General features: G+C 58.6%; 12 protein-coding genes and 1 other RNA gene. 4 read left to right on the plus strand and 9 right to left on the minus strand.

Annotated elements, in window-relative coordinates:
• Positions 1-232: 232 nt before the first annotated feature.
• Both NFH97_RS01320 and NFH97_RS01325 read right to left on the minus strand, forming a co-directional pair.
• On the minus strand, positions 233-1603 hold the full coding sequence (locus tag NFH97_RS01320; protein WP_222516928.1) for an NAD-dependent succinate-semialdehyde dehydrogenase: 1371 nt from the start codon (positions 1601-1603) through the stop codon (positions 233-235).
• Positions 1604-1774: 171 nt separating this feature from the next.
• Positions 1775-2800 (minus strand): aldo/keto reductase, encoded by a 1026-nt coding sequence (locus NFH97_RS01325; protein WP_349624255.1) that lies wholly within the window; start codon positions 2798-2800, stop codon positions 1775-1777.
• Here NFH97_RS01325 and NFH97_RS01330 point away from each other — a divergent pair.
• A complete protein-coding gene (locus NFH97_RS01330; protein ID WP_124804320.1) occupies positions 2799-2990 on the plus strand; it encodes a hypothetical protein in 192 nt (63 codons plus the stop codon). The two genes, NFH97_RS01325 and NFH97_RS01330, sit on opposite strands and share 2 nt — an antisense overlap.
• A 30-nt stretch (positions 2991-3020) precedes the next feature.
• Positions 3021-3983 (plus strand): hypothetical protein, encoded by a 963-nt coding sequence (locus NFH97_RS01335; RefSeq protein WP_045993201.1) that lies wholly within the window; start codon positions 3021-3023, stop codon positions 3981-3983.
• A gap of 305 nt (positions 3984-4288) precedes the next feature.
• On the opposite strand, the gene ffs is transcribed toward NFH97_RS01335, so the two are convergent.
• An RNA gene (gene ffs / locus NFH97_RS01340) (signal recognition particle sRNA small type) lies at positions 4289-4385 on the minus strand.
• Between the two features lie 324 nt (positions 4386-4709).
• Between ffs and NFH97_RS01345 the strand changes: the two genes are divergently transcribed.
• Positions 4710-5933: an ATP-grasp domain-containing protein gene (locus tag NFH97_RS01345; RefSeq protein ID WP_045993197.1), complete on the plus strand. Its 1224-nt coding sequence runs from the start codon at positions 4710-4712 to the stop codon at positions 5931-5933.
• A 174-nt stretch (positions 5934-6107) separates the two neighbouring features.
• On the plus strand, positions 6108-8129 hold the full coding sequence (locus NFH97_RS01350) for a hypothetical protein (RefSeq protein ID WP_349624256.1): 2022 nt from the start codon (positions 6108-6110) through the stop codon (positions 8127-8129).
• A 253-nt stretch (positions 8130-8382) separates the two neighbouring features.
• On the opposite strand, the gene NFH97_RS01355 is transcribed toward NFH97_RS01350, so the two are convergent.
• From NFH97_RS01355 to NFH97_RS01380, 6 genes are all read right to left on the minus strand, one after another.
• Entirely contained in the window at positions 8383-8946 is a 564-nt protein-coding gene (locus NFH97_RS01355) for a GNAT family N-acetyltransferase (RefSeq protein ID WP_349624257.1), read from the minus strand.
• An 82-nt stretch (positions 8947-9028) separates the two neighbouring features.
• Complete coding sequence (locus NFH97_RS01360) at positions 9029-9412, minus strand: VOC family protein (RefSeq protein WP_315900852.1); 384 nt, start codon at positions 9410-9412, stop codon at positions 9029-9031.
• 641 nt (positions 9413-10053) lie between these two features.
• Positions 10054-10464, minus strand: a complete 411-nt coding sequence (locus tag NFH97_RS01365; RefSeq protein WP_348815770.1) for a VOC family protein — start codon at positions 10462-10464, stop codon at positions 10054-10056.
• A gap of 166 nt (positions 10465-10630) precedes the next feature.
• Positions 10631-11023, minus strand: a complete 393-nt coding sequence (locus NFH97_RS01370; protein ID WP_349624258.1) for a GFA family protein — start codon at positions 11021-11023, stop codon at positions 10631-10633.
• 100 nt (positions 11024-11123) lie between these two features.
• Positions 11124-11912: an LEM-3-like GIY-YIG domain-containing protein gene (locus tag NFH97_RS01375; RefSeq protein ID WP_052704539.1), complete on the minus strand. Its 789-nt coding sequence runs from the start codon at positions 11910-11912 to the stop codon at positions 11124-11126.
• Positions 11913-12022: 110 nt separating this feature from the next.
• Complete coding sequence (locus tag NFH97_RS01380; protein ID WP_213227148.1) at positions 12023-12967, minus strand: DUF4365 domain-containing protein; 945 nt, start codon at positions 12965-12967, stop codon at positions 12023-12025.
• Positions 12968-13011 lie beyond the last annotated feature (44 nt).

The following is a 13011-nucleotide window of genomic DNA, read 5'->3' on the forward strand; positions in this document are numbered from 1 at the left end:
TCGATGGTCATTGGAAAGCTCGACGACGGCGAGGTTCCCTGGATACGAGCCGCCATCTCGATTCAACCGCGGACAAGGGCCCATGGCGTCACCATAGACACTGGCACCAGCCTTGGCCTCCTGTTTTGTCCTCGCGGATCGAGTCCTCCTGAACGCAAGAACCCGCCAAGCGAACTTGACGGGTCCTTGTCCAGCGGCGCATCGCGCTGTCGGCTCAGATGTCGGCCCGGGATCAGCGTGCCATCTTCACCATCTGGCGGTTGACGAACTCATCCATGCCATCCTTGCCAAGCTCGCGGCCGAAGCCGGAGCGCTTGACGCCACCGAAGGGCAGCTCGGCTTCACTGCCGGGCGGCTCGTTGATGTGGACCATGCCCACCTCGAGACGATTGGCCAGCTCGAGCGCTCCCTCCGGGTTGGAGGTCTGGATCACCGCGCCCAGGCCATAGGGCGTGTCGTTGGCCAGGTCGATCGCATCCTCCAGATCGGCGGCGCGGTAGACCACGGCCACCGGTCCGAACAGCTCCTCCTGGAAGATGCGCATGTCGCGGGTCACGCCGGTCAGCAGGGTCGGGGCGTACCAGGCGCCCGCGCGATCCAGGCGCTTGCCGCCGGTGACCAGGGTCGCGCCCTGGCGGATCGCATCCTGGACCTGAGCATCCAGGTTGGTAAGCGCCTGCTCCGAGGACATCGGCCCCATCACGGTATCGTCCGCCATGGGATCGCCGACCTTGATCTGCTCCACCGCCTCGTGGAAGGCCGCCAGGAAGTCGTCGTAGACGGCGTCGTCGACGATGATCCGCTTGGCCGCGTTGCAGGCCTGACCGCAGTTGCCGAAACGTCCCTGCACCGCCTGCTTGACGGCCTGCTCCAGATCGGCGTCGGGCAGCACCAGGAAGGGATCGGAGCCACCCAGCTCCAGCACCACCTTCTTGAGCTGGCGACCGGCCTGCTCGGCCACCGCCGCGCCGGCACGCTCTGAACCGGTCAGCGACACGCCCTGCACCCGCGGGTCGGCGATCAGCTCACCCACCTGCTCGTTGCTGGCGTAGAGGTTGGTGTAAAGCCCCTTGGGCGCCCCCGCCTCGGTGAAGATGTCCTCGATGGCCTTGGCCGACTCCGGACACTGGGGAGCGTGCTTGAGCAGGATGGTGTTGCCGTTGAGCACGTTGGGACCGGCAAAGCGCGCCACCTGATAGTAGGGGAAGTTCCAGGGCATGATGCCCAGCAGCACCCCGAGCCCCTGCTTGCGCACCTCGGCCTTGGCGCCGCCGGTGACGATGGGCTCCGGCTCCAGCCAGGCCGGGCCGTTGTCGGCGTAGTAGCGGTATATGTCCACCACCACCGACATTTCGCCCAGGGCCTGGGACTTCGGCTTGCCCATCTCGCGCACGATGATATCGGCGAGCTGGTCACGGCGCTGTTCGTGCAGGTCGGCGACCCGGTGCAGCAGCGCCGCACGCTCGGCGGGGGTGACGTCACGCCAGGCCAGATACGCCTGATGCGCCGACTCCACGGCCTTCAGAATCTCGCCGTCGCTGGCGTCGGGGTAGGTGGCTTCGACCTCTCCGGTCGCCGGGTTGGTAACCTTGTAATGGCTCATGGCTGTCTCTCCTTGCGGCATGGCTGTGCGACCAGCCTTCGCATGGCGAAGGCTCTCGGCAGATTCAGGGGGCTAAACAGCATAGCGCCGGCCCGCCACGGTGGACAGGAGGATTCGACCAGAGTTCGGCGTGGCTGCCGAACAAATTTCTCCCCGAGGCCTGTCGACGCTTCAGTGATCCCCGTCGCCACGCGCCGTTGCAAACTCCTCGGTGTCGATATCCGCCTGCTGGGCCTCGCTGTAACGCGCACCGACCACCTGGTCCGCCGTCATCATGGCGTTGATCAGCGCAAGCGTGCCGGCATCCAGCGTCAGCGCCTCGGCAGCCAGGTTCTCTTCCTGGTGGGTGGCTGTACGTGATCCGGGGATCGGTATCACGTCCGCCCCCTGCCCTCTCAGCCAGGCCAGCGCCAACTGGGCGGGGGTGCACTCGCGCTGGCGCGCCAGCGCCTCGAACTCGGCCAGCAGGGCAAGATTGCGCGGGTAGTTGTCGGCACTAAAGCGCGGCATGCCTCGGCGCATGTCGGCCTCCTCGAGCCTGGCGGGGTCACGCAGGGTACCGGTCAGAAAGGCGCGGCCCAGCGGGCTGAACGCCACCAGCACGGTATTCGACTCACGGCAGGCGTCGAGTAACGCGATCTCGGGGTTGCGCGTCCACACCGAGTACTCCGACTGCACCGCCGCGATGGGATGCTCCTGCCGGGCCTGCCTGAGCGTCGCCGCCGACACCTCGGACAGCCCGACCCCACAGATCTTGCCTTCCTGCTCGAGTCGTCCCAGTTCTCCCACGCTCTCCTCGATCGGCACCTGACGATCCCGTCGATGCAGGTAGTAGAGATCCAGATGATCGGTCTTCAGTCGCGACAGGCTCTGCTCGCATTGGCGGCGCAGCGTCTCAGGCCGCCCGTCGATGCGCTTGGCACCGATCTCCGGGTCGAAGGCCATGCCACACTTGCTGGCCAGGAAGACCTCTTCACGGCGACCGGCAAGCGCTTGCCCCACGACTCGCTCATTGGCCGTCTTGCCGTAGAGGGTGGCGGTATCGAAGTGGCGGTAGCCCACCTCGAAAGCGTGCTGCAACACCCTGACCGCCTCGGCTTCCGGCAACGGACTGCCATAGGCGTGGGACACGTTCATGCAGCCAAGGCCGATGGCTGGCGCCCGCAACCGCTCGAGCCGACGAAGGACGTCTGACATGCAATCTCCCGATCATGTTGATAAAAAACTGACAACCCACATCGAAACGACGGGATTTCCGCTTCTAAGCGTCATCGACAACCACTACTATCGTATTAGCCCGATTCAGCATACCTGTTTAAGGCTACACCAGTATGCCCGCGAGACGGCCATCGTTTCTGGTAACCCGGAAGCGATTCCCAGCACATAACGATAACCCCTAAAAAGGATAGACAACGCAGTGGACAACCTATCGATTGGCGTGGACATCGCCACCAGCCTGGCGATCCTCGGTGCCTTCGTGTCCTGGACGCTGGACAATCACCGTCAGCGGCGCATGGCTCGCGAGGTCGGCATCAATGACCAGGCCCGCGCCATCGCCGTGACCAAGGTCCAGGAAACCACCATCCAGCTGTCAAAAGACTTCAACAGCATGATCACCAACGCCGGCAAGATCGAACGACGCCTCAACCGACTGTGGAAACAGGATGGTGTGGATGCGGTCCAGCGGCATATCGAGCAGAACGACGACTACCTGGAAGAGGTCGGCGAATACCTGCAGGCGTTCAAGGACGAGGTCTCGCGCTACTACGAGAGCTGCCACGTCCACAAGTACCTGCTGTTCCCTGTCCTCGGCAGCCTGCCCGAAGGCGACGGCATGGTCGCCAGCATCAAGAGCGACTTCGACGATATCGCCCGCTGCCATGACGAGATCAACTCAGGCTACGCCCACCTGCTGCGTGAACTGGAAGGCGCGGTCAAGATTGCCGACCGGCTCGCCAAGGTCGACGAGCAGGATCCCGAGCACGCCGCCCTGAAAAAGAAGCTGGTCAACGCCGTCAGCAGCATCGCCTACGACCCCGACTACAAGGAGTTCATCCACTACTTCATCCCCGACGGCCAGGAAGAAGCCTTCTACCGTGAGTACGACAATCGAGAGATCCAGGACCAGGAGCTGAGTGGCGTGGTCATCGGTAACCTTTACGGCACCCTGATCAAGCGCCCTGCCCGCGCTCAGGCCATGTGCCTGCTGCTGGCGCGCCAGTCGATCCAGCGCACCCGCACCGAATGCAAGGAGGTGCTGTGCTCACTGAGCGCCGTCGCCAGCGTGCTGCTGTCGCGCAACGAAGAATCCACTCTCTCGGCGGAGATCGCCAAACTCAAGTCCGATGACTACTTTGCCCTGGATCGCGAGATCCGCTAGGCAAGGCAGTATCCGCCTGGGCGAGGAAGAGCCGAGACGAGAAAGACAGGTAGGGGCGCCGAGCAAGGCGCTCCGCTGTGTAAACAGGAAGTTCCTGGTATCGCAGCGCGGGCGGCGCATCAGACCGGCGAATGCCACATCGAAGGGGCACCTCAATACCGACCCACAAATGCGGGAATAAGGAATACTCAGCGCAAGATAGCAGACACGGTTGTACCACCTCTTTGTACCACTGTTGTGCAACAGCGGGATCAATGAGGCAGAAGGTCCTGCAGGATCAAAGGCATGGCCTGAAATGGAGGCGGCCCCGACAGCCACATCCCGGCACACGCGTCCACCACTACCGTTGCTCCCTTCCGGGCCTGGCGGGGTTTGCGGTCTAGCGTTGCGGGAGGACCGACAGGGCCACCACTGCAAGGCGAGCTCGACAACAAGGAAATGTCGACTGCCTGAAAACGTCACCGGGCAAGGCCTGAAAAATCAGCCTCTTGCTCAGGACGCGGGCACTATACCAAGGTCATGCCCGGGCCACAAGGGCAAACCCAGTAGACTTTGCCTCAACAGTCATGCAGCGCTCGAAATGTGAGACTTCTACACTGAAGCTGTATGGTGGAAGCACCTTAACGCCTGGGAGCTCATACTCACCAGGCGTCACTTTTTGAGGATGACGACCACGAACAACCAGCACCATTACGCCCACCAACGCCCATTCCAAGGAGGCGCTGCATGAACAAGGATCCCAACAAAGGCTACATCGCACTACTCGGCTGGAGCCTGAACGCCATCGAGGCCGCCGAGAATTTCGACCGTCGCTACGTTGTCGTGGCCCCGGACTGGGCCGAGGACTACTGCAAGCAGCACGATATCCCCTACGTCTCCTGGAACTTCGAACGGCTCAACGACCGCTCACTGGAAATCGCCGAGACCCTGCGCGACATGGGCGTGGACGTGTCCATTCCGCTGTTCGAGGAAACCGTGGAGTGGGCCGGTGCGATCAACTCAGTGCTACTCGACAACCCGCGCCTCTACGGCCAGTCGCTGCTGCTGCGTGACAAGGCCCTGATGAAGCGGCGTGCGCAGCTCGGCGGTATTCGCGTCGGCATCTTCGAGGAAGCCCACGACCACCAGGACGTCATCCGCTTCCTCAAGCGGGTCAACCAGACCCTGCTCAAGCTCGACGGTGACCCCAACGACCCGATCCACCTCAAGGCCTTCGACAAGGCTGGCTGCCTTGGCCACCGGGTGATCCGTACACCCGACGAGGTCGACACCATCCCGGAAGAGGAATTTCCGGTGCTGATGGAATCCCACCTGGACGGCTGGGAGTTCGCGGTGGAGGCCTGGATCCATGACGGCAAGATCGCCTTTCTCAACATCTCCGAGTACGTGACCCTGGGTTATTCGGTGTTCGTGCCGGCCTCGCCGGAGCTTGAGCGCTACCGCGAGCAGATCCGCGTGCAGATCGAGAAGCTGATCAAGGCCTTCGACATCGATTTCGGCCTGATCCACCCCGAGTACTTCGTCACCAGCGATGGCGAGATGTACTTCGGCGAAGTGGCCTATCGTCCGCCCGGCTTCAAGGTGTTCGAGCTGCTCGAGCGGGTCTATGGCTTCAACGCCTACCAGGCCAGCATGCTGGTGTTCGACCCCAAGACCACGCCCGAGGAAGTCGCTGAGTTCTTCCCGCGCGAAGTGGTCGACGCCAACGGCTTCGCCGGCTGTTTCGGGGTCTATCCGCGCCGCCGTGTGGTCAGCCGCCTGGAAATCCCGGAGTCGGTGGAAGACCACCCCTACTTCGAGTCACACGAGCTGACCGCGCCGCTGGAAGAGACCGTCACCAAGCGTACCGCCTTCGGTACCCACTGGGGCCTGGTCTACTTCAAGGGCGACGACGCCCATACCTTGCGCGACCTGTTGAAGGCACAGGAAGACGAGGACTACTACATCTAGGCCTGCCTGTTAAGCGCTGCCCCGTCGGGGCAGCGCCGCCGGATTGGCGACGCCGCCGCCCGAGCATGCGTATACTGGCGTCGTCCGCTCGACGTGACACGACTCGACCCCCTGATGTAGGGACTGCTGCCGGAACTCCTCCGGGAGCCAACTTCAGGACGACAAGGAGCCGGTGTGACCAACCCAGACACTCCATCCCCCGCGGATAACGACAAGCTTCGGGGCCTGCTGACCAAGCTGGACGACGCGATCGCCAGCCTTGGCGAGTCCCGGGAGTTCGCCAAGCCGGCCAAGCTGCCTCGGGTCATCGATACCTGCCGCCGTGTGCTGATGCAGCCAGGAGGCTGCGCGGAAATCGAGCAGCGCGCCGAAACCCTCGAACAGGCTGGCGCCTTTCTGGGATCGGACTGGGCCAGCCCGCATATTCTGATCCCCTCCCTGACCACCCAGTCGCTCAAGAGCGCCGACAGTTCGCTGGTGGTTATCGAAGCCTTGAGCGAGTTGCGTATGCTGGCAGTCGCCAAGGGACGCTATCGCCACCACCTCATTTCCGATGAGGGGGCCCACCACTACCTCACCCAGGTCATGGCGATCAATCTGCCGCTGCTGTTTTCCGCCCCGTCGGAAGCCGAGCGTGAGACCCAGGGCCGTCTGGCCGAGATTCCCCGTCAGCTGTTTCAGTACCTGGCCGAGCGCATCGGCTATGAACACGTCATCGACGAGCTGATCAGCGAGATCTGGCGGATCCTGCAGCAGCGCCCGATCCAGGTCGATCCGGTCAAGCAGATGATCACCCAGATCGCCTTGTGTCAGGCCAACCCCGAGATCGACCTGGGCGCCAGTGGCCAGGGCGCGGACCGCCTGGTCAGCTCGCTGTTTGGCCCGACCCAGGGCTGCCGTGAGGACCCCGGCATCGAAGTCTACCGCGAACGGCTAGCCAGCATGGACGCGAGAGGCCTGCAGTACGAAGCCAGCGGTTTTGCCAGGGCGATGCACGACACCGGCCTGGTGTCGCCCTATCACCCGGTGCTGCTGCGCCACCTGCTCGACTTTGGCGACAACCTGCTGTCCGAGGCGCTGGGGCTTTCGTCCACCGGCCGCGATTGCCTGCTGTGCTACTGCGATCTGGTCCACACCATGGTGCGCACCGCCATCTATCCAGAGACCGCCCAGGCCGTCTATGGACTGGCGCTGACCCTGGAACGTGGCATCCTTTACCAGCCACCGGTGGCGCCGGCACTGTGGCGCCAGCTTGGCCTGAAGCTATCCGACTGGTCCGAGGCGCGCCTCCACGCCGCCTTCGGTGATGGCGTGTCCTATCGGGCCCGCCTGATGGAAGGTGTGCTGTGCATGCTGGGCCTTCCATTGGGGGTCGGCCAGGGCAACAACCCGACCTGCCAGTCGGCGCGGGCGCTGTCCATGTGGGCCTACAACGACCCGGACTATCTGCTGCAGATGGTAGCCTGGGCCGCCCGCGACGATGAGATCCTGATGCACTTCGAAGGCCAGCCGATCTCGTCTCAGGAGAGCCTCTCCGGCGTCGCACAGACCCTGCCGCTGGACCTTGATCCAGTGTCGCTGCTGGTGGTGCCGCATCTGGACCGTATCTACGCCGAGATGGGGCGTCGCTGCCTGGGCCGTGAGGGAGACCCCCACCGCTGGGTCAACCCGGAGTTCCATGGCTGGTGGGCAGGACGCGGGTTTCGTATCAATGTCGACGTGGCCACCGGCCAGCTCACCGACCTGGACACCTTCCTGCGCCATTTCTATGCGAGCTACCACCCCTACTACAACGGTAACCAGCCGCTGATTCACCCCCAGCCCGCCGGCATCGCCGTCACCGACAGCGCCGGGCGCTTCATCGGCTGGCATGCCATCACCGTGTTGCGGGCCTCGCTGGACCCGTCGGGACAGATGCGCATCTACTTCTTCAACCCCAACAACGATAGCGGCCAGGACTGGGGCATGGGCGTGAAGGTCAGCACCTCCAGCCACGGCGAGCGCTTTGGCGAGGCCTCTCTGCCCTTCGAGCAGTTCGCCTCGCGTCTGTACATCTACCACTACGACCCGCTGGAGCACGGCGAACTGGCCCAGGTCGACCAGCAGGAACTCGACCGCGTCGTCGCCATGATTCAGGAAAGCTGGGGCGCCGACCGCATCCCGGCAGGTGGCCTACAGGCCAACGAGGGCGTCTAAAACGCCACTGGCCCGGACTTGGCGGAAGAGTGCTTCCTTCCGCCAAGTCCGGGCCAGTGCCCTTCCCTCTACCTGTGTAAACCTTTTTGAATCGTCGTCCAGACACAACAGACACCGACCACACGGTGTCAGAGGACCTGCTACCCTCGCCGCCACCCGACTCGGCTTGCCGGGACTGCCGGTGCATGAATGTCTGGATTCAAGGTCGTCTAGCGCATTAACGTCGCCATCATGCGCTTACCACGTGCAATTCTCAGCTAGCCATTGCTGAAGGGTCGCTTGCCAGTCGACAATACATCGCCGAGTCAGAGACAATGCCGTTGACTTCCCAACGCTGCCTCAACAAGCCTTCTCGGGAAAACCCGAGTCTCTCAAGCGCTTTTGCAGAGGACTGGTTGTCCGGGTCAATCTCTGCCTCAATTCGACGAAGCCCCAGTGAATTGAAACCATACTGAATTAATGCCTCTCCTGCCTCACCAATGTAACCCCTTCCCCAAGCAGAGCGACCCAACCCAAATCCGATCTCGGCACGCCTGGATTCCTTGTCATAGCTGAACAACATACATTTACCAGCCAGATCACCCGTAGACTTCAGATATACGCCAAGTACGAGCGATGTTTGACGTCGTATCGCATCATTACTCGCATTAATGAAGTCAATGGCGTCCTGAAGGGTTTCCCAAGGCGCAGTATTCCAATACCGCATAACCTCAGGATCAGAGAAAATTCCCAGCAGGCTTTCCGCGTCCTCAATCACTATAGGCCTAAGTACCAATCGTTCAGTTTCCACAACTGGAAAAAATAACTCTTTCGACATTCACCCCTCCACTTTTGCGTATAACGCTGAGCACAGCGACGCCACTTCAGTGGCAGCCAACGGCCCCGTACTGATGCGATTCTTATGCAGTGATCTGTTGCACAAAGCCGGACTCATCCCGAACTCCAACTCGGTTGCCATCAGGATCACTGATATTGATGGTTCTTCCCCATGCACTCTCGGTAATAGAAGCTTCGATGCCCCATGACCTAATTTCCCTCAGCGCATCTTCCAGGTCATCAACGTTGAACCGCAACTTGAAACTGCACTCTTTTGGCGACTTGATTCCCTTCTTCGCCTTGCCCCCCTGTTCAACCATCAGGTATCCGCTTCCATACTCGAAACAGGATAGTTTAAAGTCATCCTCATTTTTTTCGAACAGTAGAGGAAGACCAAATAGGTCGCGATAAAAAGCAACGCAATCCGAATAGTTTTCGGAGTTCAGGATAATTCCGTAACGGGACACATTCGCGTACACAATTCCCCCTACTGCTTGACGTTTAGCGTACCGGCGAAATATGGAGCGCAGCGACAAAGCTTGCCCGCGTTCACGCAGTGGTTAGGCGAGTTTACTCCATATCGAAAAGATAACCGACATATCGACCACAACATGGAAGGAATGGGAAGTGTTCAACCTTCTTGCGGCTTCAGCCACTTGTCACACCGCAACTAAGCCTCATTAAATGCGTGCTCGCAGCTCAAACACTTAAAATTATCAAGAATATTCTCGTCTACTGCCCTACCCGTCATCGCTCCAGCCGTGGCACCTACTGTACCTCCTGCCAAGGCACCCGCGATAGCTCCCGCCACTGTTCCAATCGAGGCTCCCGCTGCCGCACCAAGAGGGCCAGCAATCACGCCAACTGCCGCACCTGCCTTTCCTCCTGCAGCAGCGCCAGCAACGGCGGTTGCCGCCCCACCGGCTGCTCCACCCATCCCCCCGATGGTAGCCCCGGCTCGCTTTCCATAATTCCGCTTGTCAATCTTTAAAGATCCACACTTTGGACACTGCATTGTCACTCTCCTTCTGCATAACGCCCAGCGTAACCGGTTGGCTTTTCAGCGTCACCGGAAAAGCCAGTCCGCGTTGATGCTATGGTTAGGCTCTTATTCATGAAGCCATGGCGCATAACTCAGACCTACCAACACTCCCTCGGGGCTCATAAACCTTGCAACTGTCTGCCCCCAGGGTTCAGTCCGGGATTCATGAACGAACTCCTGCCCCCTTTCCTTCAATTCTTTCACTGCCGCTTCCACTGCAGCTGCGTCCGCCAACTCAAATTCAATTGTAGCTGTCGGCTCAAGAACATGGTCAGGCCATTCCTCCTGCCCAAAACAAGATTGGGCCGCCATAGCGAGGGGCCATACCCCGAAATGATTCGCTCCTGGGAATTTATCCATGAAACGATAATCGTCCATCTTTTCTAGCGGCAGACCTAGCGCATCCTCATACAAGGACGTACTTGCCGCAGGGTCTTTGGTAATTGATGCAAAGCCTGCAATACACTTGATTTCCACTCAATTCCTCCGTGGCTCATGGAGCCTAACACCTAAACTCAGGGGCATTTGCGCTTTGCGATAGCAAAGCGGGTGACGGGTCAAATGTCCCCTACAGCAACTGGTTAGGCCACACTGGCTCAACCTTTGATGATTGTGAAAAGAAGCGCGACGATTCATCGGCGGCCTATTCTTCAACACGGCTCGTGGGGTCACGATCTTGGGTGTAGCGCCGGACAGATGGAAACGCCGGCAACCAAGACTCTCGACGGCTCGTCCAGAGTTCGTAGGTCGGGGTTAGTTGATCAGGAAAGTCCAGCGAACCTAGATTGACCTCGATTTCATCTCCGCTGCACGAATAGACCGATGAGCCGCATTGTGGGCAGAAATGACGCTCCTCATAGTTTCTGGTCTCGCCATCGATCATGACTGCGTCTCTGGGAAAAACGGCGGAAGCGTGAAAGAGGGCACCATGGTGCTTGCGGCAGTCAAGACAATGGCACAGGCCGACCCGATAGGGCGGGCCTGATGCCGTAATTCGAATGGCACCACATAGACAACCACCGTTGTATGTGGTCATTCATTGCCTCCAGCGAGCAGTACGCATCCGTGCGGCCTAACGCCGCGCTCTGCGGCAAATTTTGAGCGCAGCGGAAAAATTGTCCGGCAGCAGCGCTTTGTTATGCATCACCGTGTTCCAACAGCTGAATTCCTTTTCTAGCTTCCCTGATAATCACGTCAATCTCACGAGTGCCACTATAGTCCGGATACCTGGCTAGATTCTTAGCATTGGTGATGTATAGCTCAGCGCCGACTGCGAATCTCAGAAATCTATCCTTTTCCTCTGCCGATTTTCCAGTCGGCTCAAACGCCAACCACATGGTTGGATTCTTAGTGTGAGTGATACCAATTCGAAGCCTCGCAGCATCGAAGTATGAGTAGATCTTTGTCTTATTGCTCTCACCGAGATCCGGCTCAGTAAAACCCACATCGAGTTCTTCCTCCAGCGCTCGCTTAATCTCCAATGCGAACGATACAGTGTCATTTTGTTCGCGAGCGCGAATCATGGCGCTAGAATATTCTCCCGATTGGCGGTAAGCCCGCCTCGGGATATCTATGCCTGGAATCTCGTCCATAGCTCCGTTCGGGCGAATCGTAGAGCCACCATGCCCTCCCTGAACATTCGTTAAACTGTAAAAGCCGTACACCCAATGTATAAGTGTGGCTTCGACAGCATACGCCTGTTCCTCGGTTTCATACCTACCGATGACTATTGCTAGCTCTTTCTCTCCGGCCGCCCGTATCTCGCGGATTCTGGCTAGCTTTTCGTTGTGATCAGTTGATGTTCCAGCTTCAGCGCCGTGGGCCAAAGCCCGCTGCCCCTTCCCCTTGCCGACGTAAAAGGTAGTTCCGCAACGTGGATCGACGAGTTCGTAAACATAGTAGGGCTTTAGCAGCGGTTCACTCATTCTATGGTCACTATCAGTCAGCTATCGGGATGCATAACGCTGGCGTAACGGGTCGGTTTGGAGCGCCAGCGGAAAACCGATCCCGTTGACGCATTGGTTATAAGAAAGTCTCAACGGATCTGGTCAATCGAGAAGGTCTGCCCTAAAAAACGATCATCTTCTTCAAGATATCCATCAAGCTCCATAAAGGCCTGACCTATATTATTCAGTGATAATCGTAAACTGTAGGTGGCAATTTCTCCGTCCTCGTAACAAGGAACAATCTCCTCAGGCGTACCGTACCATTCCTCGAAAGATTGGGAATAAATAGCCCTACCCTCTTCCTTGTCATACATCATGTAACACTCAGCATCCCATTGAGACTCACTGCCTTCCCTATGGGACTCAACATCCATTTCGAAATCTGCCCAAGGTAAAAAATGGGCCAACGCTTCCTCGATGCCCATGCCTGGTGCATAAACCATTGGCCAAACTTCAGAGTCAGATTCACAGAAAAGCCTAATTTCGTAGCGTTTTAAGGACTTATTTATCCAGTCATCAAAAGAAACGTAGACTTCCTCACGTTCATAAAGTTTTTGAATCCAATACTTATCTATACGCAGCTTGCTTAGCTTCTGAATATACTTCTCAGGCTGCACAATTTCCGCTAACTCTCTACAGCTACTCGCTTCCAGAAGATTTGATTTAGGTACTTCAACCTTCCATCCTTTACCTGTTTGGGTTGCCGATTCATCAGAGATAGCGACCCAATAAAGCTCATCTTTTTCCGGGTTATATAGCACCAAGATTACAGGCAAGGCATGGCTTTTCCAGTAATTTATGTGCTTCTCATCTGTGCGAAATATAAAGGCATCTCCGATTTCTTCATTAAAGAAGCTTTCACCAGATTTAACCTGTATCGCTATTAGTGCACCAGTAGGGTAACCCCCGTTGACTATTTCAACGTGTGCATCAACACCATAATCATGAATAGTTTGTTCACGAAATAGCCATCCGACTGATGAAAAGAAAAAATCAGCCTTGGCGACTCCTAATCTCTCTGTCTGGACCTTCATTTCTTGCTACCAATATTCTTATAACGCAAAAACGAAGCGGCGCG

This window comes from Halomonas sp. SCS19 (genome assembly GCF_040147015.1).
GTDB classification, from domain to species: Bacteria; Pseudomonadota; Gammaproteobacteria; order Pseudomonadales; family Halomonadaceae; genus Halomonas; species Halomonas litopenaei.

Bases quoted from the DNA above. Each gene is read 5' to 3' on its own strand.
- NFH97_RS01355 (WP_349624257.1), bottom strand. From the start codon at position 8,946: ATGTCGAAAGAGTTATTTTTTCCAGTTGTGGAAACTGAACGATTGGTA.
- NFH97_RS01345 (WP_045993197.1), top strand. From the start codon at position 4,710: ATGAACAAGGATCCCAACAAAGGCTACATCGCACTACTCGGCTGGAGC.
- NFH97_RS01325 (WP_349624255.1), bottom strand. From the start codon at position 2,800: ATGTCAGACGTCCTTCGTCGGCTCGAGCGGTTGCGGGCGCCAGCCATC.
- NFH97_RS01370 (WP_349624258.1), bottom strand. From the start codon at position 11,023: ATGACCACATACAACGGTGGTTGTCTATGTGGTGCCATTCGAATTACG.
- NFH97_RS01330 (WP_124804320.1), top strand. From the start codon at position 2,799: ATGCAATCTCCCGATCATGTTGATAAAAAACTGACAACCCACATCGAA.
- NFH97_RS01375 (WP_052704539.1), bottom strand. From the start codon at position 11,912: ATGAGTGAACCGCTGCTAAAGCCCTACTATGTTTACGAACTCGTCGAT.
- NFH97_RS01320 (WP_222516928.1), bottom strand. From the start codon at position 1,603: ATGAGCCATTACAAGGTTACCAACCCGGCGACCGGAGAGGTCGAAGCC.
- NFH97_RS01380 (WP_213227148.1), bottom strand. From the start codon at position 12,967: ATGAAGGTCCAGACAGAGAGATTAGGAGTCGCCAAGGCTGATTTTTTC.